General features: G+C 66.7%; 24 protein-coding genes and 1 pseudogene. 12 read left to right on the top strand and 13 right to left on the bottom strand.

What is annotated here, in order from left to right; all coding sequences use genetic code 11:
• Nucleotides 1–33: 33 nt before the first annotated feature.
• Both GEM_RS31285 and GEM_RS14965 read left to right on the top strand, forming a co-directional pair.
• Nucleotides 34–123 (top strand): annotated as a pseudogene (locus tag GEM_RS31285) (cysteine hydrolase); the annotation flags it as partial.
• 11 nt (nt 124–134) lie between these two features.
• On the top strand, nt 135–758 hold the full coding sequence (locus GEM_RS14965; protein ID WP_014898225.1) for an HAD family hydrolase: 624 nt from the start codon (nt 135–137) through the stop codon (nt 756–758).
• Nucleotides 759–891: 133 nt separating this feature from the next.
• Here the strand turns inward: GEM_RS14965 and ettA are convergent, their stop codons facing one another.
• From ettA to gcvA, 3 genes are all read right to left on the bottom strand, one after another.
• Nucleotides 892–2,559, bottom strand: coding sequence for an energy-dependent translational throttle protein EttA (gene ettA / locus GEM_RS14960; RefSeq protein WP_014898224.1), 1,668 nt, complete (start codon nt 2,557–2,559; stop codon nt 892–894).
• A 189-nt stretch (nt 2,560–2,748) separates the two neighbouring features.
• Nucleotides 2,749–3,063, bottom strand: a complete 315-nt coding sequence (locus tag GEM_RS14955; protein ID WP_014898223.1) for a DUF3761 domain-containing protein — start codon at nt 3,061–3,063, stop codon at nt 2,749–2,751.
• Between the two features lie 109 nt (nt 3,064–3,172).
• Nucleotides 3,173–4,090, bottom strand: a complete 918-nt coding sequence (gcvA, locus tag GEM_RS14950) for a transcriptional regulator GcvA (protein ID WP_014898222.1) — start codon at nt 4,088–4,090, stop codon at nt 3,173–3,175.
• 193 nt (nt 4,091–4,283) lie between these two features.
• Between gcvA and GEM_RS14945 the strand changes: the two genes are divergently transcribed.
• From GEM_RS14945 to GEM_RS14930, 4 genes are all read left to right on the top strand, one after another.
• On the top strand, nt 4,284–5,546 hold the full coding sequence (locus GEM_RS14945; protein ID WP_014898221.1) for an MFS transporter: 1,263 nt from the start codon (nt 4,284–4,286) through the stop codon (nt 5,544–5,546).
• Between the two features lie 104 nt (nt 5,547–5,650).
• Entirely contained in the window at nt 5,651–5,995 is a 345-nt protein-coding gene (locus tag GEM_RS14940; RefSeq protein ID WP_014898220.1) for an MmcQ/YjbR family DNA-binding protein, read from the top strand.
• Nucleotides 5,996–6,464: 469 nt separating this feature from the next.
• Entirely contained in the window at nt 6,465–7,856 is a 1,392-nt protein-coding gene (gabP, locus tag GEM_RS14935) for a GABA permease (protein WP_014898219.1), read from the top strand.
• Nucleotides 7,857–8,307: 451 nt separating this feature from the next.
• Nucleotides 8,308–8,721 carry a lysozyme inhibitor LprI family protein gene (locus tag GEM_RS14930; RefSeq protein ID WP_014898218.1) on the top strand — a complete coding sequence of 138 codons (414 nt, stop codon included), beginning with the start codon at nt 8,308–8,310 and terminating at the stop codon, nt 8,719–8,721.
• Between the two features lie 87 nt (nt 8,722–8,808).
• Here GEM_RS14930 and ychF read toward each other — a convergent pair whose 3' ends face one another.
• A complete protein-coding gene (gene ychF, locus GEM_RS14925) occupies nt 8,809–9,903 on the bottom strand; it encodes a redox-regulated ATPase YchF (protein ID WP_014898217.1) in 1,095 nt (364 codons plus the stop codon).
• 247 nt (nt 9,904–10,150) lie between these two features.
• Between ychF and GEM_RS14920 the strand changes: the two genes are divergently transcribed.
• The 4 genes from GEM_RS14920 (at nt 10,151) to GEM_RS14905 (ending at nt 14,812) form a co-directional block, all read left to right on the top strand.
• Nucleotides 10,151–11,329, top strand: a complete 1,179-nt coding sequence (locus tag GEM_RS14920; protein WP_014898216.1) for a UbiH/UbiF family hydroxylase — start codon at nt 10,151–10,153, stop codon at nt 11,327–11,329.
• A 90-nt stretch (nt 11,330–11,419) separates the two neighbouring features.
• A complete protein-coding gene (locus tag GEM_RS14915) occupies nt 11,420–12,148 on the top strand; it encodes a DsbC family protein (protein WP_014898215.1) in 729 nt (242 codons plus the stop codon).
• A 115-nt stretch (nt 12,149–12,263) separates the two neighbouring features.
• Nucleotides 12,264–14,063 carry a M61 family metallopeptidase gene (locus GEM_RS14910; RefSeq protein ID WP_014898214.1) on the top strand — a complete coding sequence of 600 codons (1,800 nt, stop codon included), beginning with the start codon at nt 12,264–12,266 and terminating at the stop codon, nt 14,061–14,063.
• A 152-nt stretch (nt 14,064–14,215) separates the two neighbouring features.
• Nucleotides 14,216–14,812 (top strand): FMN-dependent NADH-azoreductase, encoded by a 597-nt coding sequence (locus GEM_RS14905; protein WP_014898213.1) that lies wholly within the window; start codon nt 14,216–14,218, stop codon nt 14,810–14,812.
• A gap of 112 nt (nt 14,813–14,924) precedes the next feature.
• Here GEM_RS14905 and GEM_RS14900 read toward each other — a convergent pair whose 3' ends face one another.
• From GEM_RS14900 to rpe, 8 genes are all read right to left on the bottom strand, one after another.
• Nucleotides 14,925–15,830: a uracil-DNA glycosylase gene (locus GEM_RS14900; protein WP_014898212.1), complete on the bottom strand. Its 906-nt coding sequence runs from the start codon at nt 15,828–15,830 to the stop codon at nt 14,925–14,927.
• A 13-nt stretch (nt 15,831–15,843) separates the two neighbouring features.
• Entirely contained in the window at nt 15,844–16,470 is a 627-nt protein-coding gene (locus GEM_RS14895) for a CYTH domain-containing protein (RefSeq protein WP_014898211.1), read from the bottom strand.
• The gene (gene trpC / locus GEM_RS14890) at nt 16,470–17,255 is read right to left on the bottom strand and encodes an indole-3-glycerol phosphate synthase TrpC (RefSeq protein ID WP_014898210.1); all 786 of its coding nucleotides are present in this window, start codon (nt 17,253–17,255) and stop codon (nt 16,470–16,472) included. The genes GEM_RS14895 and trpC overlap by 1 nt, the downstream gene beginning before the upstream one ends.
• A 29-nt stretch (nt 17,256–17,284) precedes the next feature.
• A complete protein-coding gene (gene trpD, locus GEM_RS14885; protein WP_014898209.1) occupies nt 17,285–18,316 on the bottom strand; it encodes an anthranilate phosphoribosyltransferase in 1,032 nt (343 codons plus the stop codon).
• 13 nt (nt 18,317–18,329) lie between these two features.
• Entirely contained in the window at nt 18,330–18,929 is a 600-nt protein-coding gene (locus tag GEM_RS14880; protein WP_014898208.1) for an aminodeoxychorismate/anthranilate synthase component II, read from the bottom strand.
• A 13-nt stretch (nt 18,930–18,942) separates the two neighbouring features.
• Nucleotides 18,943–20,436 (bottom strand): anthranilate synthase component I, encoded by a 1,494-nt coding sequence (trpE, locus tag GEM_RS14875; RefSeq protein WP_014898207.1) that lies wholly within the window; start codon nt 20,434–20,436, stop codon nt 18,943–18,945.
• Nucleotides 20,437–20,794: 358 nt separating this feature from the next.
• Nucleotides 20,795–21,550, bottom strand: a complete 756-nt coding sequence (locus tag GEM_RS14870) for a phosphoglycolate phosphatase (protein ID WP_014898206.1) — start codon at nt 21,548–21,550, stop codon at nt 20,795–20,797.
• 4 nt (nt 21,551–21,554) lie between these two features.
• Entirely contained in the window at nt 21,555–22,241 is a 687-nt protein-coding gene (gene rpe / locus GEM_RS14865) for a ribulose-phosphate 3-epimerase (protein WP_014898205.1), read from the bottom strand.
• Between the two features lie 176 nt (nt 22,242–22,417).
• Here rpe and apaG point away from each other — a divergent pair, with 176 nt between their 5' ends.
• Nucleotides 22,418–22,792 (top strand): Co2+/Mg2+ efflux protein ApaG, encoded by a 375-nt coding sequence (gene apaG, locus GEM_RS14860; RefSeq protein ID WP_014898204.1) that lies wholly within the window; start codon nt 22,418–22,420, stop codon nt 22,790–22,792.
• Nucleotides 22,793–22,806: 14 nt separating this feature from the next.
• Here the strand turns inward: apaG and GEM_RS32245 are convergent, their stop codons facing one another.
• Entirely contained in the window at nt 22,807–22,950 is a 144-nt protein-coding gene (locus GEM_RS32245; protein ID WP_014898203.1) for a hypothetical protein, read from the bottom strand.
• Between the two features lie 28 nt (nt 22,951–22,978).
• On the opposite strand from GEM_RS32245, the gene GEM_RS14855 reads away from it, so the two are divergent.
• Entirely contained in the window at nt 22,979–24,103 is a 1,125-nt protein-coding gene (locus GEM_RS14855; RefSeq protein WP_014898202.1) for a murein transglycosylase A, read from the top strand.
• The last annotated feature ends 32 nt before the right edge of the window (nt 24,104–24,135 follow it).

Genomic DNA, 24,135 nt, shown 5'->3' with positions numbered 1-24,135 from the left:
ATGACGGCCGGACCATGACTGAGAGGGCAGCCGATGGCGGACGCCGCCGTGATCGTGATCGACATGCAGCGCGGGCTGGTGCAACGGGTGCGGCCCGCGTACCGGCTCGACGACGTGCTCGCGACGGAGTTCGCATGACGATCAAGGCGGTGGTGTTCGATTTCGGCGGCGTGCTGATCGACTGGCGCCCCGAGTATCTGTACCGCCAACTGATTCCGGACGAAGCCGAGCGTCAGTGGTTTCTCACGCACGTTTGCGCGATGGACTGGGTGATTCGCCAGGACGGCGGGCAGACGATCGACGAAGGAACGAGCGAGCTCGTCGCGAAGTTTCCGGAGCACGAGGCGCTGATCCGCGCGTTCTACGCGCGCTGGCACGAGATGATCGGCGGCGTGCTCGACGAAGGCGTCGCGCTCGTCGACCGGCTCGACGCGCAGGGTATGCCGCTCTTCGGGCTGACGAACTGGTCCGCGCAGACCTTTCCGTACGCATGGGACAACTTCTCGGTCCTGCGGCGCTTCACTGACGTCGTCGTGTCGGGCCACGTGAAGCTCGTGAAACCCGATCCGGCGATCTATCGCGAAATGCACGCGCGCATCGATCCACACCTGCCGGGCATCGCGCCGCACGAACTCGTGTTCATCGACGACAACGCGAAGAACGCAGCGGCCGCGACGGCGCTCGGCTGGCACGGCATTCATCACACGAGCGCGGCCGAGACCGAGGCGCGCTTGCGCGAACTCGGCGCGCTCGCGTAGGCGGCTGCCGGACGGCACCGGGTGAAAAAAAGCGGGCCATGAGCCCGCTTGTTTCGTTGTGCCGATCCGGATGCGGCCGCTTTCGGCATCCGGCCCCGCGTTGCCGCAGTGCCGGGCGCCCGGGCCGCGCCGTTCAGCGGCTGATCGGCTTGTAGCGCAGGCGCTTCGGCTTCGCGGCTTCCTCGCCGAGGCGCGCACGCTTGTCGGCTTCGTATTCCTGGTAGTTGCCGTCGAAGAACGTGACCTGCGAATCGCCTTCGAACGCGAGGATGTGCGTCGCGATCCGGTCGAGGAACCAGCGATCGTGCGAGATCACCATCACCGAGCCCGCGAATTCGAGCAGCGCGTCTTCCAGCGCGCGCAGCGTTTCGACGTCGAGGTCGTTCGACGGTTCGTCGAGCAGCAGCACGTTGCCGCCGGAGATCAGCGTCTTCGCGAGGTGCAGGCGGCCGCGTTCGCCGCCGGACAGGTTGCCGACGATCTTCTGCTGGTCGCCGCCCTTGAAGTTGAAGCGGCCGATGTACGCACGCGACGGCGTTTCGTACTTGCCGACCGTCAGCACGTCGGCGCCGCCCGAGATTTCCTCGAACACCGTCTTCGTGCCGTCGAGCGCGTCACGGCTCTGGTCGACGTACGCTAGCTTCACGGTCGGGCCCATCACGACTTCGCCCGAATCCGGCTGCTCCTTGCCGGTCAGCATCCGGAACAGCGTCGACTTGCCGGCGCCGTTCGGGCCGATGATGCCGACGATCGCGCCGGCCGGGATCTTCAGGTTCAGGTTGTCGATCAGCAGGCGATCGCCGAACGCCTTGCTGACGTTCTTGAACTCGATCACTTCATTGCCGAGACGGTCGCCGACCGGAATGAAGATTTCCTGCGTTTCGTTACGCTTCTGGTATTCCTGGCTGTTCAGCTCCTCGAAGCGTGCGATACGCGCCTTCGACTTCGCCTGGCGGCCCTTCGGGTTCTGGCGCACCCACTCCAGTTCCTTCTTGATCGCCTTCTGGCGTGCCGATTCCGACGCTTCTTCCTGCTTCAGGCGCTCTTCCTTCTGGTCGAGCCAGCTGCTGTAGTTGCCCTTCCACGGAATGCCGTGGCCGCGGTCGAGTTCGAGAATCCACTCAGCCGCGTTGTCGAGGAAGTAGCGATCGTGCGTGACGGCGACGACGGTGCCCGGGAAGCGCACCAGGAACTGTTCGAGCCAGTCGACCGATTCGGCGTCGAGGTGGTTGGTCGGTTCGTCGAGCAGCAGCATGTCCGGCTTCTCGAGCAGCAGCTTGCACAGCGCGACGCGGCGCTTCTCGCCGCCCGACAGGTGCTCGATCTTCGCGTCCCACGCCGGCAGGCGCAGCGCGTCGGCGGCCACTTCGAGCTGCTGCTCGGGGCTGCCGCCGTCGCTCGATGCGAGAATCGCTTCGTATTTCGCCTGCTCGGCCGCGAGCGCGTCGAAGTCGGCGTCCGGTTCCGCATACGCGGCGTAGATTTCTTCAAGCTTCTTGTTCGCCTGGAACAGGTCGCCGAGGCCGTCCTCGACGGCTTCGCGCACCGTCTTCGTCGGATCGAGCTGCGGTTCCTGCGGCAGGTAGCCGATGTTCAGGTTCGGCATCGGCGTCGCTTCGCCTTCGATGTCCTTGTCGACGCCCGCCATGATGCGGATCAGCGTCGACTTGCCCGAGCCGTTCAGGCCGAGCACGCCGATCTTCGCGCCAGGAAAGAACGACAGCGAGATGTCCTTCAGGATCTGGCGCTTGGGCGGCACGATCTTGCCGACCCGGTTCATCGTGAAAACGTATTGGGCCATTTCGGTGTGAAAGTCAGAAGTGGTTGAGACGGCCGCGCAGCGCGCGGGCGTGGCGGCGTCGGGTGATTCGGTACGGAGCGTGCCGCGCGGGGCGCGGCGGCGCCGCCGCGGGTTGGCGGCGCGAGCGCGTATTGTACTGCGCCGCCGCCTGCCGCTGGCACGCACCTGGCCATTCGGCCGCCCCTGCGGTCACAGCCACGCGGCGACGCCGCCGTGCCCCGAGCAGGTGCCGCGCCGATGGCGGCTGAAGCTGTAGGTGCCGTCGCGGCAACGCGCGCTCGCGCCGTCGGGCACGCGGCCCGATTTCGAATGAGCCGGCGCATGGACGGTGTCGCCGTCGCGATTGCGGTACGTGTCGTGCCGGTCGAGGTCGGCTTCGTTGCCGTAGCCATAGCCGGGCGATGCGCGATATGCATGCGCCGGAGGCGGCAGGGCGGCGCACGCGACGAACAGCGCGGCCGACAGCGTCGCGATGCGCGTCGTGCGGCGGAGCAGGGCAGGCATGGTCTCTCTCCGGATGTTGTTAGCTGCTGTCGATGGCGGGCCGACGGCCCGGGCCGGATGTTAGCGGGTCGGCTGCGTATCGGTGCCGCAGCCGTACGGCGCAGCGACGCTACGCGGCGCCCGTCATCGATGCCGCGCCGTCGGCCTGCGCGGCATCGAGAATCCACCGGCGGAACGCGGCGACCTTCGACCGTTCCGCATGATGTGGCGGATAGACGAGGTAGTACGCGAAGTCGTCGAGCCATGCGACGTCGGCAAGCTGCACGAGCCGGCCGCTCGCGAGCTCGTTGCGCACCATCGCCGCCGGCAGCAGGCCCGCGCCCTGACCGGCGAGGATCGCCTGCAGCAACAGGCCGGAATCATCGAACGCGGGGCCGCGCGGCGGACCGAAATCGTCGATCCGCTGCGCGTCGAACCAGATGTGCCAGCCCTTGCGCTCGGCGTCGTGCAGATGTGGCCATCCGGCCAGGTCGGCGGGCGTGGCCGGCATGCCAAGCCGCGCGACGAGTTCCGGCGCCGCAAGCGCGACGATCTCCACCGTCAGCAGTCGTTCGCTGCACAGCCCGATGTAGCGGCCGAGGCCGTGACGGATCGCGACGTCGACGCCGTCGCGCGAGAAATCGGCGAGCGCGTGGCTCGCGACGATCTGCAGGTCGACGTCCGGGCACGCGTCGCGGAACTGCGCGAGGCGCGGCACGAGCCATGCCGACGCGAAAAACGGTGTGACGCTCACCGTCAGCACGCCGCTGTCGGCGGCGCCCGACACACGCTGCGACGCGTCGGCGATCTGCCGGAACGCGTTGCGCACGGGCGGCAGGTAGTCGCGGCCTGCGGCGGTCAGCAGGATGCCGCGGTTCACGCGCTCGAACAGCTGCACGCCGAGGTGCGTCTCGAGCGTACGGATCATCTGGCTCACCGCGCCGGGCGTGACCGACAGCTCCTCGGCCGCGGATTTCACCGACAGGTGGCGGGCGGCCGCCTCGAACGCACGCAACGCGTTGAGCGGTGGCAGACGGGAACGGATCATTGAGTTTTTCTAAAGCGAAAGGCCGATGAAATATCGTTTGAGGCGACGGGTATGCGCGAGTACCTTTGTTGCATTGGATCGTATCGTCGTGGCCGGCATTTACGCGGTCGATGCGATCAACATAGGTCATCTATATCCATGAGGCAATCCGGGCGCCGCGCGGCGCCCGGCTGAACCTGAGAGGAGCACCGTCATGAACGGCCCGCGCGCATCGCGCGTCTTTTACGGCTGGTATGTGGTGGCGGCCGCGTTCGCCGTCACGTTCGTCGGCTTCGGCAGTGCGTACACGTTCAGCGCGTTCGTCGAATCGCTGCAGCGGGATTTCGCTGCGTCGCGCGGACAGATCTCGCTCGTGTTTTCACTGGCCGGCTTCCTGTATTTCGGCTTCGGCATCATCAGCGGCCCGCTCGCCGATCGCTTCGGCTCGCGGCGGCTCGCCGTCGCCGGCATGCTGTTGACGGCTGCAGGTCTCGCGGCGGCCGGTGCCGCGCATACCCTGCTGCAGGTCTATGTCGCGTACGGGCTCGGTGTCGGCCTCGGCGTCGGTTGCGCATACGTGCCCGCCGTCGGTGCCGTGCAACGCTGGTTCGTGCGCCGGCGCGGCTTCGCGTCGGGGCTCGCGGTCGCGGGGATCGGCGTCGGCACGCTCGTGATGCCGCCGCTCGCGTCCGCGCTGATCGCGCACGTCGGCTGGCGCGGTGCGTATGTCACGCTGGCGGCGATCGCGGTAGTGGTGGGCGTGGGCATGTCGCTGCTGATCGAGAACGATCCGCGCGGACGCGGCTTGGTGCCCGACGGCGATGCGGCGCGTGCGCATTCGGGCGACGGAGCGCGTGGCGCCGCCGCATCGGTGCCTGCCGGCGCGACCGTGCGCGAGGCCGTCACGTCGCGGCCGTTCGCGAGTCTCTACGCGGCGTGTCTCGTGTGCTCGTTCGGTGTCTTCGTGCCGTTCGTGCACCTCGTGCCGTATGCGCTCGATCATGGCGTCGCGCCGTCGACGGCCGTGCTGCTGCTCGGCGCGATCGGCGTCGGCAGCACCGCAGGGCGCTTCTTCCTCGGCGGCCTTGCCGATCGCTTCGGCCGCCGCGCGTCGCTGCTCGCGATGTTCGCGGGCATGGCCGTCGCGCTCGTCGCATGGGCCGGCGCCGGGACCGTCGCGAGGCTGGCCGCGTTCGCACTCGTATTCGGCGTGTTCTACGGCGGCTGGGTTGCCGTGTTGCCCGCCGTCGTGATGGACTACTTCGGCGGTCGCAACGTGAGCGCGATCATCGGCGTGCTGTACACGAGCGTCGCGTTCGGCACGTTGATCGGGCCCGCCGCGGCCGGCTTCATCTACGACGCGGGCGGCGGCTATCTCGTGCCGATCCTGGCCAGCGCGGCCGCCAATGCGATCGCGTTCGCGATCGTTGCCACTACCGGCCGCGCGCCGGCGGCGGCGCGCGCGGCCGGCCGCTAGCCACGCGTCGCCGAGCGCACGGTCAGACGCCTCGCGGCCAGGCGTTATCCACGATTTCCGCTACGGTGGCCGGAACGTCGATCATCGACGGACGGAGGCGCATCGTGACATTCGACCAAGTTCGGCAGATCGCGCTGGCATGGCGGGGCGTCGAGGAGGCCACGTCGTACGGCACGCCCGCCCTCAAGGTGAGGGGCAAGATGCTCGCGCGCCTGCGCGAGGACGGCGACACGCTCGTCGTGACGGGCGTCGGCCCCGACGAGCGTGCGTGGCTGATCGAATCGGAACCCGACGTGTATTACGTGACCGACCACTATGCCGGTTGGCCGATCGTGCTGGTGCGCCTGTCGGCCGCGCATCCCGACGCCGTGAAAAACCTGCTTCTGCGAGAATGGCACGCGATCGTGCCGGCCAAATGGCGGGACGCAGGGGCGAACGGCGCGAACTGAGCATTCGGCGCGGCACCGGCGGGGCACGCGAGTGTCTTTGGCCGCGCCTGTACGGCGCGATGCCGGGCGCACCTGCATCGACGGCAATCTCCTCATCCAGCGGCTCCCGAACCGCTGCCGAACCGGACCACTTGTTGCATCGGTTCGCATCGATGCAACAAGTGGTTCCATCGAAATTCTTCAATTGGTTCTTAGTGAAGAACCGTTTGATGCTTACACTCCTTCGCTTCGAAGGCGGCTGACCGACAGCCGACGGAAAGGGCGCACGCGATGCGCCGGCGCTTCGTGCGCCGCATCGCACCCGCAGCTTCGCAGAGTGCGTCGCGCCCCGACCGGAACAGGCTCGATCCGGCTCCCTGCCTGCATGCCGCGCACGCGCGGCGGGCCGCCGGATTCAACAACGACAATTCCCCGCGCCGCCTTCACGCGACACCCGGTCATACCGGAACCGTTTTTTGGAGAGAGACACATGAGTGGAAGCAAGACAGGCCTCGGCACGGGTCTGAAGCAGCGTCACGTGACGATGATGTCGATTGCCGGCGTCATCGGCGCGGGCTTGTTCGTCGGCTCCGGCCACGCGATCGCGGAAGCCGGCCCGGCTTCGATTCTCGCGTATGCGATCGCGGGCGCCCTGGTCGTACTGGTGATGCGCATGCTCGGCGAGATGGCCGTCGCGCATCCCGACAGCGGCTCGTTCTCGACCTATGCCGATCGTGCGATCGGCCACTGGGCCGGCTTCTCCATCGGCTGGCTGTACTGGTGGTTCTGGGTGCTCGTGATCCCGATCGAGGCGACGGCCGCCGCGACCATTCTCAATGCGTGGTTCCCGGGCGTCGCGACCTGGATCTTCGCGCTCGGCATCACGCTGCTGCTGACGATCACCAACCTCTTCTCGGTCAAGAACTACGGCGAATTCGAATTCTGGTTCGCGCTGATCAAGGTGGTCGCGATCGTCGTGTTCCTGTGCATCGGCGGCGCGGCGATCGTCGGCATCGTGCCCGCGCCGGCCGTGTCGGGCGTGTCGAACCTGTTTGCGCACCAGGGCTTCATGCCGAACGGCGCCGGTGCGGTGCTTGCGGCGATGCTGACGACGATGTTCTCGTTCCTCGGCACCGAGATCGTGACGATCGCAGCCGCCGAGTCGGACAACCCGCAACGCCAGATCGTGCGCGCGACGAATTCCGTCATCTGGCGTATCACGCTGTTCTATCTCGGCTCGATCCTCGTCGTCGCGGCCATCGTGCCGTGGAACGATCCGCTGCTGCCGAAGCATGGCTCGTATCAGCGCGCGATGGAGCTGATCGGGATTCCGAACGCGAAGGCGATCATCGACGTGATCGTGCTCGTGTCGGTCGCGAGCTGCCTGAATTCCGCGCTGTACACCGCATCGCGGATGCTGTTCTCGCTGTCCAAGCGCAAGGACGCGCCCGCGTTCCTGCACAGCACCGATTCGACTGGCACGCCGCGCGCGGCCGTGCTCGCCTCGACCGCATTCGGCTTCCTGACCGTGATCGCGAACTACCTGATGCCGGAGCAGGTGTTCGGCTTCCTGCTCGCGACGTCGGGTGCGATCGCGCTGCTCGTGTATCTGGTGATCGCGATCTCGCAACTGCGGATGCGCAAGACGCTCGAATCGAGCGGCGCCGACCTGACACTGCGGATGTGGCTGTTCCCGTGGCTCACATGGGCGGTGATCCTGTTCATCTGCGGCACGCTGACCGTGATGTTCGTCAGCGAGGAGCACCGGATGGAAGTGGGCGCGACGGCCGTGCTTGCGTTGATCGTGCTGTTTGCTTCGTGGCTGAACAAGCGCGGTCGCGATGCGCGGGCGGGGGCGGGGCGGCGCGTGTCGGCGATGTGATGACGAATTGACGACGTGGCTGCCGGCCTGAGCGTTCGCTGTCGGTAGGCACGGGGATTCCCGTCGTGAAAATGGCCCGATCGGCATTTGCCGATCGGGCCATTTGTTTTGCACCAGCAAACGGAGGCACTTAACGTGGCACCGTAGGGCGTTCAGCACCACGGCGCAATCATTGACATCAGGACTCGCAAAATCTAACTCGTCTGATTTCATCGCCCACGGCAACTTCATACATTGAGCGCATCGACAACCGAAGTAAATGATGAAGTCGACTCGCGTCAGCGGTCGCGCCGGGAGGGCGGTAGATGGCGAATGAGAGCTTGATTTGGATTCATCCGCGAGACGAGAACGGGCGTCGCCTGCCGCCCGTTCGTTCGAATGGGCTTGTTAACCAGCGTCGGCTCGAATCGGCGCCGTTTCGGTCACAACTGAGGGCCCAGTGAGAACGGTCATGACCGGTTTGCTCGTGTTGGTGTCGACGAATGCATTTGCCGACCCGACGCCAGCGGACGAGATAGCGGTGCACAGCGGTTTGCCGGCCAGCGAGGTCAACGCGCTGCTCAGGGACTGTAACTCGAACCAGGCGAGCATGAATTTTTGCGCGTGGCGCGATCAGATCGTCGCCGAGCGGGATTTGCAGCGGGTCGTCGACAAACAGGTGAGCGAGCGACCGGGGCGCAAGAAGGCGCTCGACGCGCAGATCGCACAGTGGAAGAGGGCGCGCGACGCATCATGCGAAAAATCGACGCGTAACGCGTGGAGCAATGGCTCGATGCGACCTGCGGCACAGGCGATCTGTGCAACGGCGGCGACGAAGGAAATGACGAAAAGGTTATCCGCGAGCGCTTCCCGCAAACCTTCATGAATCAGTTCGAAATGAAAAAAAGCCCGCGACTTCCGCGGGCTTTCCCTGGTTACCGTGACACTGCACGAAACAGCGTCGGTCGATGCGTCAGACGTTGAACAGGAAGTTCATCACATCCCCGTCGTGCACGACGTATTCCTTCCCTTCCGCACGCATCTTGCCGGCTTCCTTCGCACCCTGTTCGCCCTTGTACGTGACGAAGTCGTCGAACGCGATCGTCTGCGCGCGAATGAAGCCGCGCTCGAAGTCGGTGTGGATCACGCCGGCTGCTTGCGGCGCCGTGTCGCCGATGTGGATCGTCCACGCGCGCACTTCCTTCACGCCAGCGGTGAAGTAGGTCTGCAGGCCGAGCAGCTTGAAGCCCGCGCGGATCACGCGGTCGAGGCCCGGCTCTTCCATGCCCATGTCGGCGAGGAACGCTTCCTTGTCCGCATCGTCGAGATCGGCGATTTCCGCCTCGATTGCCGCGCACACCGCGACCACCGGCGAGTTCTCGGCTTCAGCGTACTTGCGCACCGCTTCGAGGTGCGGGTTGTTCTCGAAGCCGTCGTCCTTCACGTTCGCGACGTACATCGCCGGCTTCGCGGTGATCAGGCAGAACGGCTTGATCACCGCCTGTTCGTCGTCCGACAGCGACAGGCTGCGCACGGCCTTGCCCTGGTCGAGCTGTGCGCGCACCTTCTCGAGCACCGCGACGAGCTTCGCCGCTTCCTTGTCGTTGCCCGACTTCGCGGCCTTCGAATAGCGCGTGAGCGCCTTCTCGACGGTGCCGAGGTCGGCGAGTGCGAGTTCAGTGTTGATCACTTCGATGTCGTCGATCGGGCTGACCTTGCCGGCGACGTGGATGACGTTGTCATCCTCGAAGCAGCGCACGACGTGCGTGATCGCATCGGTTTCGCGGATGTTCGCGAGGAACTGGTTGCCGAGGCCTTCGCCCTTGCTCGCGCCTGCGACGAGGCCCGCGATGTCGACGAATTCGACGACGGCCGGCACGACGCGCTCGGGACTGATGATTTCGGCGAGCGCCTTCAGACGCGTGTCAGGCACTTCGACGATGCCGACGTTCGGCTCGATCGTGCAGAACGGGTAGTTCTCGGCGGCGATGCCGGCCTTGGTCAGCGCATTGAACAGGGTGGACTTGCCGACGTTGGGCAAGCCGACGATGCCGCATTTGAGACTCATGGAATCCTTCGGACGGGTGGAGCGGCGCGGCCGGACAAGGCACGGCGGCGCGGGAAAATAGGGACGGCCGGCGCGTGGGACGCGGCGGGCCGACGTTCAAAGGCGCTATTGTACCGTGCCGACGCCCCGGTTTCCGGGCTCGGCCCGAACGGCCGATGCGACGGGCCGCCGCGTTGCCGGCGTCGCCCGCGATTCTGCTGATTTCCCGCAAAGTCCGGCCGCGTAAGGGATTGGCCCCGCGGCTATAATGCCCGCCATGACTGCCCACCACACCTTCGATGTCGCCGTGGTCGGCGGCGGGCTCGTCGGCAAGACGGCCGCGCTCGCGCTGACCCAGTCCGGCTACAAGACCGCCTTGCTCGCCCAGCCGGCGACACCGCGCCCCGCCGATCTCGCGTTCGACACGCGCATCTACGCGCTGTCGTCCAGTTCGCAGGCGTTGCTGGAGCGACTGCGGGTCTGGCAGGCGCTCGACCATGGCCGGCTCGCACCGGTCTACGACATGCGCGTGTACGGTGATGCGCAGGCGGAACTGCATTTCTCCGCATACCAGGCTTCCGTGCCGCAGCTGGCGTGGATCGCCGAATCGTCGCTGATCGAGACGTCGCTCGATGCCGCGCTGCGATTCCAGCCGAACCTCACGTGGTTCGATGCGCGCGCGCAGGGTTTCGACGTGCACGACGACGCGGCCGTGCTGACGCTGTCGTCCGGGCAGGTGCTCGAAGCGGACCTCGTGGTCGGTGCGGACGGCGCGCATTCGTGGGTGCGCTCCCAAATGGGGGCCAAGGTCGAACGACGCGATTACCGGCAGACGGGCGTCGTCGCGAACTTCAAGGCGTCGCTTCCGCATCGCGAGACCGCGAGCCAATGGTTCTGCGACGGCGAGATCGTCGCGCTGCTGCCGCTGCCGGACGGCCACGTATCGCTCGTGTGGTCCGCGCACACCGCACACGCGGACGAATTGCTCGCGCTCGATCCCGCGCAACTCGCGGCCGAGGTCGAGCGCGTGTCGCACGGCCGGGTCGGCGCGCTCGAATGCGTGACGCCGGCCGCCGGCTTCCCGCTAGCACTGCAGACTGTCGACAAGCTGATCGCCCCGCGCGTCGCGCTCGTCGGCGATGCCGCGCACCTGATCCACCCGCTCGCGGGGCAGGGGATGAATCTCGGGTTGCGCGACGTCGCGGCGCTCGCCGACGCGATCGCGAACAAGGAAAGCTTCCGCAACCTCGGCGATACGGTGCTGCTGCGCCGCTATGAGCGTTCGCGCCGCGAGGACATTCGCGCACTGATGGTCGCGACCGACGGGCTGCAGCGGCTGTTCGCGGTGCCCGGCTCGTTTGCGAAGGCGGTACGCAACGCGGGGATGGCCTTCGTCGGTGCGCAGCCGCTCGTGAAGCGCTGGCTCGTGTCGGCCGCGCTCGGCTGATCGAACCTTCGCGCGTGTTGCGGGTCGGACAGCGTTCCGTTACGGCGTACACTGTGCCGAGCACTCCGATTGAGCTGAAGGAACCACAGGATGAAAAAAACGATCCGCATCGCATCGCTGGCGCTGGCCGTCACGATGGCGACGCTCGGCTGCACCGCGCAGGCCGACCAAACCACCGACAAGCTGAAAGCCACGCTGCAAACGCGTCTCGGCAGCGACGCGCCGATCAAGAGCGTATCGAAATCGCCGGTCGAGGGCCTGTACGAAGTGAACCTCGGCTCGCAGATCATCTATAGCGATGCAGCCGGCGACTACGTGCTGCTCGGCGATCTCGTCGATACCAAGACGCACAAGAACCTGACCGACGCGCGCCTGTCCGACCTCAACAAGATCGACTTCGCGAGCCTGCCGCTCGCGAACGCGATCAAGGTCGTCAAGGGCAACGGCGCGCGCAAGATCGCGGTGTTCTCCGATCCGAATTGCCCGTACTGCAAGCGACTCGAGACGACGCTGCAGTCGATCGACAACGTGACCGTCTACACGTTCCTGTACCCGGTGCTGTCGCCCGATTCGACCGCGAAGTCGAAGGTGATCTGGTGCGCGACCGACCGTGCGAAATCCTGGGAGGGCTGGATGCTCGACCATCGCGTACCGTCCGGCGCCGGCAATTGCGATACGACCGCACTCGACAAGAACCTCGCGCTCGGCCGCGGGATGAACGTCACGGGCACGCCGACGATCTTCCTGCCCGACGGCCGTCGCCTGCCGGGCGCGGTGTCGGCCGACCAGCTGAACCAGGCGCTCGCGTCGAGCAAGTAACCGACCGACATGCCGGGCCGCACGGTCCGGCCAGCGAGGGGCGCCCGCGGTATCTGCCGGCGCCTCTCTTCGTTTCCGCCGCCGTATTTCGTCCGATTTTCGACCGATTGCCACGATGACCCAGCCGATCCGTTATTCGATTGTCCCGAAAGATCTTGCCGCGCACCTGTTCGAAGTGTCGGTGACGGTCGCCGACCCCGATCCCGAAGGCCAGCGCTTCGCGCTGCCGGTATGGATTCCGGGTAGCTATCTCGTGCGCGAGTTCGCGCGCAACATCGTGACGCTCGCCGCGTTCAACGACGCGGGTCGCAAGGTGCGGATCGCGAAAACCGACAAGAACACGTGGCAGGCCGCGCCGGTGAACGGCGCGTTGACGCTGCGCTACGACGTGTACGCATGGGACCTGTCGGTCCGCTCCGCGTATCTCGACGACTCGGGCGGCTTCTTCAACGCCACGGCCGTATTCTTGAGCGTCGCCGGCCGCGAGGATGCGCCGTGCGAAGTCGACATTTCGAAACCGGCAGGCCCGGCGTTCCGCACGTGGCGCGTCGGCACCTCGCTGCCCGAGGCGCGCGGTACCAAGCGCTATGGCTTCGGCGCGTATCGCGCATCGAACTATGACGAGCTCGCCGACCATCCGGTGACGCTCGGCGAATTCGCGCTGGCGACGTTCGACGCGCACGGCGTGCCGCACGACATCGTGATCGCCGGACGCGTGACGCAGCTCGACCTCGAGCGGCTGCGCACCGACCTGAAGCGCGTGTGCGAAGCGCAGATCGCGCTGTTCGAGCCGAAATCGAAGAAGGCGCCGATGGACCGCTACGTGTTCATGACGCTCGCGGTCAGCGACGGCTACGGCGGCCTCGAGCATCGGGCGTCGACCGCGCTGATCTGCAACCGCACCGATCTGCCGGTGAAGGGGCGGCCGGAAACCACGGAAGGCTATCGCACCTATCTCGGCCTGTGCAGCCACGAATACTTCCATACGTGGAACGTGAAGCGCATCAAGCCGGCCGCGTTCGTGCCGTACGACCTTGCGCGGGAAAACTACACGTCACTGCTGTGGCTGTTCGAGGGCTTCACGTCGTATTACGACGACCTGATGCTCGTGCGCAGCGGGCTGATGTCGCAGGACGAATATTTCGCGGCGCTCGGCCGCACGGTCGGCGGCGTGCTGCGCGGCACGGGGCGCCTGAAGCAGAGCGTCGCAGAAAGCTCGTTCGACGCGTGGATCAAGTATTACCGTCAGGACGAGAACGCGACCAACGCGATCGTCAGCTACTACACGAAGGGTTCACTCGTCGCGCTCGCGTTCGATCTCGCGATTCGTGCGCAGACGCGCAACCGCAAGTCGCTCGACGACGTGATGCGTCTGCTGTGGCAACGCTACGGCCGCGATTTCTATCGCGGCAAGCAGGCGGGCGTCGCGGAAGACGAGGTCGAGGCGCTGATCGAGGAAGCGACGGGCGTCGCGCTCGGCAGGCTGTTCGCCGACGCCGTGCATGGCACGCGCGACCTGCCGCTCGCCGAGCTGCTTGCGCCGTTCGGCGTGACACTCGCGCCCGAAGTCGCGTCCGGCGCGGCCGCGAAGCCGACCATCGGCGCGCGCCTGCGCGGCGGCGCGGACTGCACGCTGGCGGCGATCTACGAAGGCGGCGGCGCGCATCGCGCGGGGCTGTCGGCCGGCGACACGCTGATCGCGCTCGACGGGCTGCGCGTCACCGGCTCGAACCTGGACTCTCTGCTCGCACGCTACCGGCCGGGCGACAAGGTCGAGGTGCACGCATTCCGCCGCGACGAACTGCGGACCGCGAAGTTGAAGCTGGACGGTCCGGAAGTCGCACGCTACCGGCTGACGGCGGCCGCAAAGCCGGCCGCCGCGCACAAGGCCCGGGAAGCCTGGCTGAAGGGCTGAGCGCGGGAGCGGGGAGCGGGTTACGGGGCGCGATCGAGGATTGTTCTGCTATTGCAACAATCCGTCGCCGTGAACCCGCTTTTTCGCGGCGCTGCGGACACGCACAATGGCTTCACTCGCGCTACCGAAGCGCAGCCAAACTGGAGCCTGACATGACGACCATTCTGCAAATCAATTCCGCTGCGCGTTCGCAAGGTGCGCAATCCACGCTGCTGGCCAACGAACTGACGGCAAAGCTGCAACAATCGAACCCCGGCGCGAAGGTTGTGGTTCGCGACCTGCTGGCCGATGCACTGCCGCACCTCGATGAATCGGTGCTCGGCGCATTCTTCACGCCGGCCGACCAGCGTACCGCGGAACAGAATGCGATCGTCGCCAAGAGCGATGCACTGATCGCCGAACTGCAAGCCGCCGACATCATCGTGATCGGCGCGCCGATGTACAACTTCGGCGTCTCGTCGCAACTGAAGTCGTATTTCGACTGGATCGCACGTGCCGGCGTCACGTTCCGCTATACCGAGAACGGTCCGGAAGGCCTGATCAAGGGCAAGAAGGTTCACGTGGTGACGGCCCGCGGCGGCAAGTACCTGGGTACGCCGAACGACAGCCAGACGCCGTACCTGCGCTCGTTCCTCGGCTTCATCGGCCTGACCGACGTGAACTTCATCCACGCTGAAGGCCTGAACCTCGGGCCGGATGCACAGAGCGCCGCGCTCGCCGGCGCACGCGAAGCGATCGCTGCCGCATAAGGCCGGCGCGGGTGCATCGCACCCGCTGCCTGGTCCGATGAAAAAACGCCGCGTCCCGAAAGGGGCGCGGCGTTTTTGCATGGCGGGGGCGAAAGCGGGGAGCGGAACGCGGTTACGCGAGCGTCTCGGCCACCTCCGGCAGGCGCCAGTCGATCGGCTGGCGGCCCGCGTCGACCAGATAGTCGTTCGCGAGCGCGAAGTGGCGGCAACCGAGGAAGCCGCGGTGAGCGGACAGCGGCGACGGATGCGGTGCCTCGAGCACGCAGTGCGCGTTCGCATCGAACAGTGTGCGCTTCGCCTGCGCATGCGCGCCCCACAGCATGAACACGAGCCCGCGATGGCGGCTGGCCAGTTCGCGGATCAGCGTGTCCGTGCATTGTTCCCAGCCGCGCTTCGCGTGGCTTGCGGCCGCGCCGCGCTCGACCGTCAGCACGGTGTTGAGCAGCAGCACGCCCTGGCGTGCCCAGGTGTCGAGGCAGCCGTGGCGCGGCGTGTCGTGGCCGAAATTCGCGGCGATTTCCTTGAAGATGTTGCGCAGCGACGGCGGCGTGCGGACGGCCGGCGGCACCGAGAATGCCAGGCCGTGCGCTTGCGGCGTGCCGCGGTCGTCGCCGTGGTACGGGTCCTGGCCGAGGATCACGATCTTCACGTCGTCCGGGCTCGTCAGGCGCAGCGCGCGGAACACGTCGGTCGGGTAGACCGTCTTGCCGGCCGCGCGTTCGTCGTCGACGAAGCGGCACAGCGGCGCGTAGGCGTCGCTGTCGGTGAAGGGCTTCAGCACGTCGCGCCAGACGGCCGGCAGCGCGTCGAATTGTGCGGCCAGATGCGGGACGTCCGAGGCAACGGGCTGCGGCGCGGCGGAAGCCGGGGCGGCTGCCGCGGCCTTCTTCGCGGGCTTGCGCCCGGATGCGGCCGGCACGGGCGCCGGAGCGGGAACAGCGTCCAGCGCCGTTTCCGGCACGGGATCGTCGAACAGCGACGCCTGCTGCGGCGTGCGGAGAGTCTTGCGGGTTGCCATGCGTGATGCGTGTTTATTGCGCGCGCAGCCGGTAGCCGCGCTGCGCCTTGCTGATGTTTTCGGGGGCGAGGCCCGGCAGCGCTTGCTGCAGTTCGGTGGCGAGCGTCGCGAGCGCCGCTTCCGGGCCGTCGATCAGTTCGAGTTCGATTTCGCTGATCGGTTCGCGGCGCGTGTCGTTTTCCGTCTGGACGATGATCTCGCCGACGTCCACCGCGGCCTCGACGGTTGCGCCGCCGATTGCGATGCGCCACAGCGTACGCGAAAAATCCGTCCGGAACAGCGCGTGCAGCGCGGGCGCCGCGTCGCGCAGTGCGACGGCCGCGTCCGGCACGTCGCACGCGGCGACGAGTGCATCGATTTCGAGCGCATCGCCGGTGACGGGCATTTCCCATTCATGGCGGCGATGCAGGCCGGCTTCCGCGCTGCCGACCGTCTTGAAGGTCTGCAGCCAGCCGTGCGGCGTGCGTCGCACGCGCACCGCGCTCTTCGAGCGGGCCAGCGCGAGATCGGGCGTGTCGTAGTAGACGTTCGCGAGCGTGATGACGTCGCCGGCTTCACCGGTCAGCGTCGCGAAAAAGCGCCGCGCGGCATCGGCCTGGCCAGCCGGCAGCGCGAGCTTGATTTCCTTTTCGATCGCCATCAGAAGAACATCCGCGCGAGTTCCTCGCCCGGCTGGTCGGCGCGCATGAACGCCTCGCCGACGAGGAACGCGTTCACGTTCGCCGCGCGCATCGTGTCGACGTCGGTGCGCGACAGGATGCCCGACTCGGTCACGACCATGCGGTCCGGCGGAATCATGTCGAGCATGTCGAGCGTGGTCTGGATCGTCGTCTCGAACGTGCGCAGGTTGCGGTTGTTGATGCCGAGCAGCGGCGTCTTCAGCGTCAGCGCCTGTTCCATCTCGTTGCGGTCGTGCACTTCGACCAGCACCGCGAGGCCGAGCGAGTGCGCATACGCCTCGAGGTCCTGCATCAGCGGCGTGTCGAGCGCGGCCGCGATCAGCAGGATCGCGTCGGCGCCCATCGCGCGCGCTTCGAGGATCTGGTATGCATCGACGATGAAGTCCTTGCGCAGCACCGGCAGCGTGCAGGCCGCGCGTGCTTCCTCGAGATAGCGGACGCTGCCCTGGAAGAACTGCTCGTCGGTCAGCACCGACAGGCACGCGGCACCGTGGGCTGCATACGAGCGCGCGATGTCGGCCGGCACGAAATGCTCGCGCAGCACGCCCTTCGACGGGCTGGCCTTCTTCACTTCGGCGATCACCGCCGCGTTGCCGGCCGCTTGCTTCGCGCGCAGCGCGCCGACGAAGTCGCGCAGGTCACGCGCGGACGCTTCCAGTTTCAGTGCCTCGAGCGGCGTGCTGCGCATGGCCGCCGCGATTTCTTCACGCTTGACGGCGATGATTCGGTCGAGAATGTCGCTCATGTGGGTTCCTGCTTGATTCGTAAGGGGAGTCAGCGCTTGAACTGCTGTGTGAAGCGCACGAGTTCGTCGACTTTCGCGCGTGCCTTGCCGCTCGCGATCGCTTCGCGGGCGAGCTGGATGCCGTCCGCGATCGATTCGGCGATATTGGCCGCATAGAGCGCGGTGCCCGCGTTCAGCGTGACGATCTCGCGTGCGACGCCCGGCTGGTTGTCCAGCGCGCCGAGCAGCATCGTGCGCGATTCCTCGGCATTTTCCACCTTCAGCGTGCGGTTCGACACCATCTGCAGGCCGAAGTCCTCCGGATGGATCTCGTATTCGTGCACCTGGCCGTCGCGCAATTCGCCGACGAGCGTCGCGGCGCCGAGCGACACCTCGTCCATCCCGTCCTTGCCGTACACAACCAGCACGTGCTGCGCGCCGAGGCGTTGCATCACGCGCACCTGGATGCCGACGAGGTCGGGGTGGAACACGCCCATCAGCTGGTTCGGCGCGCCGGCCGGATTGGTCAGCGGGCCGAGGATGTTGAAGATCGTCCGTACGCCAAGCTCGCGGCGCACGGCCGCGATGTTCTTCATCGCCGGATGATGGTTCGGCGCGAACATGAAGCCCATGCCTGTTTCGGCGATCGACGCCGCAACCTGGTCGGGCTGCAGGTCGATGTTCACGCCGAGCGCCTCGAGCACGTCGGCGCTGCCGGACTTGCTCGACACGCCGCGGTTGCCGTGCTTCGCGACCTTCGCGCCGGCCGCCGCCGTGATGAACATCGACGCGGTCGAGATGTTGAACGTGTGCGCGCCGTCGCCGCCCGTGCCGACGATGTCAACGAAGTTCGAGTTGTCCTGCACCTCGACGTGGTTCGCGAACTCGCGCATCACGGTCGCGGCAGCGGCGATCTCGCCGATCGTCTCCTTCTTCACGCGCAGCCCGGTGATGATCGCGGCCGCCATCACGGGCGACATGTCGCCGCGCATGATGAGCCGCATCAGGTGCAGCATCTCGTCGTGGAAGATTTCGCGGTGCTCGATCGTGCGCTGCAGCGCTTCCTGCGGGGTAATCGTCATCGTGCGTCTCCCGTCAGGCAGCCGGCGCGGCCGCACGGGCCGCTGCGCGATGCTGCTTCAGGAAATTCTCGAGCAGCGCGTGGCCGTGCTCGGACAGAATCGATTCCGGGTGGAACTGCACGCCCTCGACCGGCAGCGTCTTGTGACGCACGCCCATGATCTCGCCGTCGTCGGTCCAGGCGGACACCTCGAGGCAGTCGGGCAGCGATTCGCGTTCGATCGCGAGCGAGTGGTAGCGCGTGACGTCGAAATGCTTCGGCAGATCCGCGAACACGCCGCGGCAGTCGGTTTCGATCCGGCTCACCTTGCCGTGCATGATGGTCTTCGCGCGCACGACGCGGCCGCCGAATGCTTCGCCGATCGCCTGGTGGCCGAGGCAGACGCCGAGGATCGGCTTCTTGCCCGCGAACTCGCGCAACACGTCGAGCGTGATGCCCGCATGCTGCGGGTTGCTGGGGCCGGGCGACAGGCAGATGGTGTCGGGATTCAGGCGCGCGATGTCGTCGAGCGTGATTTCGTCGTTGCGGTACGTGTGAACGTCCTCGCCCAGTTCGCCGAAGTACTGGACCAGGTTGTAGGTGAACGAGTCGTAGTTGTCGATCATGAGCAGCATGGTCAGTCTCCGGTCAGAAGTCGCTATCGAGGCCGTCCTGGACCTGTTCGGCCGCACGCAGCACCGCGCGCGCCTTGTTTTCGGTCTCTTGCCATTCGGATTCGGGCACCGAGTCGGCGACGACGCCGGCCGCCGCTTGCACATATAGGTTGCCGTTGTGGATCAGGCCCGTGCGGATCGCGATCGCGAGATCCATCTCGCCCGAGAACGACAGGTAGCCGACGGCGCCGCCGTACAGCCCGCGCTTGATCGGCTCGAGTTCGTCGATCAGTTCCATCGCGCGCACCTTCGGCGCGCCGGACAGCGTGCCGGCCGGGAACGTCGCGCGCAGCACGTCGTAGTTCGTCATGCCGGGCTTCAGCTTGCCTTCGACCGAGCTGACGATGTGCTGCACGTGCGAGTACTTCTCGATCACCATCTTGTCGGTCACCTGCACCGAGCCGATTTCCGCGATGCGGCCGACGTCGTTGCGCGCGAGGTCGATCAGCATCACGTGCTCGGCGATTTCCTTCGGATCGTTCAGCAGTTCGGTCGCGAGTTCCGCATCGCGCTCGGGCGTGTTGCCGCGCGGACGCGTGCCGGCGAGCGGGCGGATCGTGACGATCTGGTCTTCACCGCGCTGTTCCTGGCGCACCAGGATTTCCGGCGACGCGCCGACCACATGGAAATCGCCGAAGTTGTAGTAATACATGTACGGCGACGGATTCAGCGAACGCAGCGCGCGATACAGCGACAGCGGATTGTCGCGGTACGGCTTCGTCAGCCGCTGGCCGACCTGGATCTGCATCAGTTCGCCGGCCGCGATGTATTCCTTCGCCTGGCGCACGGCGGCGAGGTAGTCGTCCTTCTTGAACTCGCGGAACGTCTCGGTGCGCACGCTCGACGACGTCACGGGCGGCTGCACGGTCGTGCGCAGGCGCTGCTTCAGTTCGCGCAGGCGCTGCTTCGCCTTCGTGTAGGCCTCGGGCTGGGCCGGGTCCGCGTAGATGATCAGGTAGAGCTTGCCGGCGAGGTTGTCGATCACCGCGACTTCCTCGGTGAGCAGCAACTGGATGTCGGGCAGGCCGAGATCGTCGCGCGGTGCCGTGTTCGCGAGCTTCTTCTCGATGTAGCGCACCGCGTCGTAGCCGAAATAACCGGCGAGGCCGCCGCAGAAGCGCGGCAGGCCCGGGCGCTGCGCGACCTTGAAGCGCGCCTGGAACGACTCGATGAATTGGAACGGGTCGCCGTCGTGCGTCTCGACCACCTGACCGTCGCGCACCACTTCGGACACGCCGTTGCGGGTGCGCACCAGCGTGCGGGCGGGCAGGCCGATGAACGAATAGCGGCCGAAGCGTTCGCCGCCGACCACCGATTCGAGCAGGAACGAGTTGGCGCCCGCGCGTTCAGGCTGGGCCAGCTTCAGGTAGAGGGACAGCGGCGTTTCGAGGTCGGCGAGCGCTTCCGCGATCAGCGGGATGCGGTTGTAGCCTTCGTTCGCAAGCGATTGGAATTCGAGTTCGGTCATGTTCCGGTCCTGTTCGGGACGAGCGGCGGCGTGCGCCAGGGATCACTTGACGCTGCGCGGGCTGCCGTCGGCGAAAGGGCGGTCGATCGAGAAGTGCCTGTTGCCGGCCGGCATACCGGGCGTGAACGTCGCGAGCCTGCGGCCGATCCTGAACGCAAGCGTTCGGGCGCGGTAGAACTCGAGGTGGTGCGACGATCGGCGCGCGGATGCGCAGCGAGATAAAAAACGGCGCTGAAGACGAGCCTCAGCGTACCTCATCGAAGAGGTTAGCGCGACCAGCGACGCCAGGGCCAGGCTCCCCGGTCGATGCTGCTCAGACTCCGTTTTTTATTCAGAAACATGCGGATGGAAGAAATAATCAGATGGTTGGCCGGCCGGCGTTGTGCGCGGTGATCGCGCGGGCTGCGACCAGCAACGAATTGACTATACCATCCGAATTTATCGTTTGTATAGCTTTGCCGTGGTTGTAGCCGTACGGCACCGTCAGCGTCGCCATCCCAGCCGCGCGGCCCGCCAGCGCGTCGTTTTCCGAGTCGCCGATCGCGACCGCCGCGTCCGGCGCGACGCCGAGCGCATCGCAGGCCGTCAGCATCGGCAGCGGATCGGGCTTCTTGCACGCGACGCTGTCGCCGCCGAGCACGATGCCGAAGCGATCGATCAGCCCGTATTGCTCGAGCAGCTCGACCGCGAAGCGGTGCGGCTTGTTCGTCACGCACGCGAGCTGGATGCCGGCCGCGCGCAACGCGTCGAGACCGGCTGCGACCTCGGGATAGAGGCGCGTATGGTGGCCGTTGATCTTCGCGTATTCGGTCTGGTAGATCGCGAGCGCGTCGTCGAAGCGCGCGTGCGCTTCGTCGGGCGTGAAGCGCGGCTTCAGCACGCTCTGGATCAGATGCTCGGAGCCTTTGCCGACGTAGCCGATCACCTCGTCGCGCGATGTGGCCGGCGCGCCGAGCTGCGCGAGCATCCCGTTCAGCCCGGCCGTGAAATCGTCGGCCGTGTCGACCATCGTGCCGTCGAGATCGATCAGCGCCGCGTCGATGCGCGGCGTCGCAAAACGGATCGGGCCGTCGGCTGTAGCCGGTGCGTGACCGGCAAGCGAGGAGTCGGCCACGGCGTCAGCTCCGCTCGACAGTGGCGAGCGCGGCGCGCATTTCGTCGATCACCTCGCGGTAGTCGGGTTTGCCGAAGATCGCCGAACCCGCGACGAAGGTGTCCGCGCCGGCCGCTGCGATTTCCGCGATATTGTCGGTTTTCACGCCGCCGTCCACCTCGAGCAGGATCTCGCGGCCGGTGCGCTTGGTGTAAGCGTCGATGCGGGCGCGCGCTTCGCGCAGCTTGTTCAGCGTTTCCGGAATGAACGACTGGCCGCCGAAGCCGGGGTTCACCGACATCAGCAGCACGAAGTCGAGGCGGTCCATCACGTGATCGAGATAGTTCAGCGGCGTGGCCGGATTGAACACGAGGCCGGCCTTGCAGCCGTGATCGCGAATGAGCGACAGCGTACGGTCGATGTGGTCCGAGCCTTCCGGGTGGAAGCTGATCAGGTTGGCGCCGGCTTTCGCGAAATCGGGCACGATCCGGTCGACCGGGCGCACCATCAGGTGCACGTCGATCGGCACCTGCACGTGCGGGCGGATCGCCTCGCAGACGAGCGGGCCGATCGTCAGGTTCGGCACATAATGGTTGTCCATCACGTCGAAGTGAATCCAGTCGGCGCCGGCGGCGACTACATTGCGGACTTCTTCGCCGAGCCGTGCAAAGTCGGCCGACAGGATGCTGGGAGCGATGCGGAATTGAGTCATGACAGGGGAGCGGGGACGCTGCGGCGCAAAACCGCCATTCTACCGTCCGGCGACCCGGTGCGCGGCGAGAGCCGTGCGGTTGCGGCCCGATTCCGCATAGAATGCCGAACCAATGCGGCGCGCCCGCGGCCTGGCCGCTCGAGTCGGCGCGGGCGGTTACCTACAGCGGAAACACCATGAGTCAGTATCAGTTCACCGTTTCGGTGAAAACCAGCTACTTGCCGGAACAATCCGACCCCGATCGACGTCAATACGCATTCGCGTACACGCTGACGATCCGCAATACCGGGCAGGTCGCGGCGCAGCTGATCGCGCGTCACTGGATCATCACGGACAGCGACAACCACGTGCAGGAAGTGAAGGGGCTCGGCGTCGTCGGGCACCAGCCGCTACTGCAGCCGGGCGAACAGTTCGAATACACGAGCTGGGCCGTGATCGCGACGCCGGTCGGCACGATGCGTGGCGCGTACTTCTGCGTGGCGGAGGACGGCGAGCGGTTCGACGCGCCGGTCGACGAGTTTGCGTTGCACATGCCGCGCACGCTGCATTGAGCGTGCGGAGCGGGTCAGCGCGGCTGGCGGTCGTTGTTGCGGGCGTGCTTCTTCCTGCCCGACGACGTCCACACGACGATGAAGATCAGCAGGGCAAGCGCTACGAAAGCTTCGAGCGCGAAGATGAGCATCGGATATTGGTCGAGAAAATCTGACATGGCGGTTTCCATCAAGAACGGACATTGTATGTGGTTTGGGCCCCGGGTGGCCGGCTGGGTCGCGGCGGCTGCGGCGGCGGCGCTGCTTGCCGCGTGCGGCGGCGCGCCGACGCGGACGTCGACCCTCAAGCCGCAGACCGGCGCGGCGATCGTGCCGGGGCAGGTCGCCGCGAAGCGGCTCACGCCGGTCGCGTGGCAGCAGGTGCCGGGCTGGCAGGACGATGCACTGATCGGCGCGACGGCCGCGCTGCGGCAGAACTGCGTGCGGCTCGCGCGCCAGCCGGCGTGGCAGCGTGCCTGCGCGGCCGCCGACCGCCTCGACGAGCTCGACGTCAGCAGCGCGCGCGCGTTCTTCGAAGCGTATTTCACGCCGTTTCAGCTGGCGAACACCGACGGCACGCTCGACGGGCTCGTGACCGGTTATTACGAGCCGCTGCTGCACGGCTCCCGCGTGCGTCGCGGTCCTTACCAGTACGCGCTGTACCGCTGGCCGGCTGGCTATCGCACTGGTGCCGCGCTGCCCGTTCGCTCGCAGCTCGAGCGCGCCGGCATCCTGAACGGCAACGAACTCGTGTGGGTCGACGATCCGATCGAGGCGTTCTTCCTGCAGGTGCAGGGTTCGGGCCGCGTGCTGCTCGACGACGGTTCGGTGATGCGGGTCGGGTTCGGCGGCACCAACAACCAGCCGTACCGGTCGATCGGCAAGTGGCTGCTCGATCGCGGCGAGCTGACGCCCGCGCAGGCGACGATGCAGGGCATCAAGGCGTGGGCGAAGGCGAACCCGAACCGCGTCGACGCGTTGCTGGACACGAATCCGCGCTTCGTGTTCTTCCGCGACATGCCGACGAAGGAAGATGCACCGCACGGCGGCGCGGACGGCCCGATCGGCGCGCTCGGCGTGCCGCTCACGCCGGAGCGTTCGATCGCGGTCGATCCGTCGTCGATTCCGCTCGGCACGCCCGTGTTCCTGCAGACCACGCGTCCGCTGACGAATACGCCGATGAACCGGCTCGTGTTCGCGCAGGATACGGGTTCCGCGATCAGGGGCGGCGTGCGGGCCGACTACTTCTGGGGACTCGGCGACGACGCTGGCGACCAGGCCGGGCGGATGAAGCAGATCGGCCGGATGTGGCTGCTGTTCCCGAATTCGTAAAGGGTCGAGGTGCCGGCGCACGCGTGCAGCCG

Source organism: Burkholderia cepacia GG4, assembly GCF_000292915.1.
Lineage (GTDB): Bacteria > Pseudomonadota > Gammaproteobacteria > Burkholderiales > Burkholderiaceae > Burkholderia > Burkholderia cepacia_D.
Note: the sequence above shows the minus strand (reverse complement) of the source record. Positions and strands in the feature narration are given on the sequence as shown.

Excerpts from the sequence above, each read along its gene's own strand:
- ychF (WP_014898217.1), bottom strand. The coding sequence starts at position 9,903 with ATGAGTCTCAAATGCGGCATCGTCGGCTTGCCCAACGTCGGCAAGTCC.
- GEM_RS14955 (WP_014898223.1), bottom strand. The coding sequence starts at position 3,063 with ATGCCTGCCCTGCTCCGCCGCACGACGCGCATCGCGACGCTGTCGGCC.
- GEM_RS14895 (WP_014898211.1), bottom strand. The coding sequence starts at position 16,470 with ATGGCGATCGAAAAGGAAATCAAGCTCGCGCTGCCGGCTGGCCAGGCC.
- GEM_RS32245 (WP_014898203.1), bottom strand. The coding sequence starts at position 22,950 with ATGTCAGATTTTCTCGACCAATATCCGATGCTCATCTTCGCGCTCGAA.
- GEM_RS14900 (WP_014898212.1), bottom strand. The coding sequence starts at position 15,830 with ATGGCAACCCGCAAGACTCTCCGCACGCCGCAGCAGGCGTCGCTGTTC.
- GEM_RS14880 (WP_014898208.1), bottom strand. The coding sequence starts at position 18,929 with ATGCTGCTCATGATCGACAACTACGACTCGTTCACCTACAACCTGGTC.
- GEM_RS14905 (WP_014898213.1), top strand. The coding sequence starts at position 14,216 with ATGACGACCATTCTGCAAATCAATTCCGCTGCGCGTTCGCAAGGTGCG.
- trpC (WP_014898210.1), bottom strand. The coding sequence starts at position 17,255 with ATGAGCGACATTCTCGACCGAATCATCGCCGTCAAGCGTGAAGAAATC.
- GEM_RS14945 (WP_014898221.1), top strand. The coding sequence starts at position 4,284 with ATGAACGGCCCGCGCGCATCGCGCGTCTTTTACGGCTGGTATGTGGTG.
- ettA (WP_014898224.1), bottom strand. The coding sequence starts at position 2,559 with ATGGCCCAATACGTTTTCACGATGAACCGGGTCGGCAAGATCGTGCCG.
- GEM_RS14965 (WP_014898225.1), top strand. The coding sequence starts at position 135 with ATGACGATCAAGGCGGTGGTGTTCGATTTCGGCGGCGTGCTGATCGAC.
- trpD (WP_014898209.1), bottom strand. The coding sequence starts at position 18,316 with ATGACGATTACCCCGCAGGAAGCGCTGCAGCGCACGATCGAGCACCGC.
- apaG (WP_014898204.1), top strand. The coding sequence starts at position 22,418 with ATGAGTCAGTATCAGTTCACCGTTTCGGTGAAAACCAGCTACTTGCCG.
- gabP (WP_014898219.1), top strand. The coding sequence starts at position 6,465 with ATGAGTGGAAGCAAGACAGGCCTCGGCACGGGTCTGAAGCAGCGTCAC.
- rpe (WP_014898205.1), bottom strand. The coding sequence starts at position 22,241 with ATGACTCAATTCCGCATCGCTCCCAGCATCCTGTCGGCCGACTTTGCA.
- GEM_RS14920 (WP_014898216.1), top strand. The coding sequence starts at position 10,151 with ATGCCCGCCATGACTGCCCACCACACCTTCGATGTCGCCGTGGTCGGC.
- GEM_RS14910 (WP_014898214.1), top strand. The coding sequence starts at position 12,264 with ATGACCCAGCCGATCCGTTATTCGATTGTCCCGAAAGATCTTGCCGCG.
- gcvA (WP_014898222.1), bottom strand. The coding sequence starts at position 4,090 with ATGATCCGTTCCCGTCTGCCACCGCTCAACGCGTTGCGTGCGTTCGAG.
- GEM_RS14855 (WP_014898202.1), top strand. The coding sequence starts at position 22,979 with ATGTGGTTTGGGCCCCGGGTGGCCGGCTGGGTCGCGGCGGCTGCGGCG.
- GEM_RS14930 (WP_014898218.1), top strand. The coding sequence starts at position 8,308 with ATGACCGGTTTGCTCGTGTTGGTGTCGACGAATGCATTTGCCGACCCG.
- GEM_RS14915 (WP_014898215.1), top strand. The coding sequence starts at position 11,420 with ATGAAAAAAACGATCCGCATCGCATCGCTGGCGCTGGCCGTCACGATG.
- trpE (WP_014898207.1), bottom strand. The coding sequence starts at position 20,436 with ATGACCGAACTCGAATTCCAATCGCTTGCGAACGAAGGCTACAACCGC.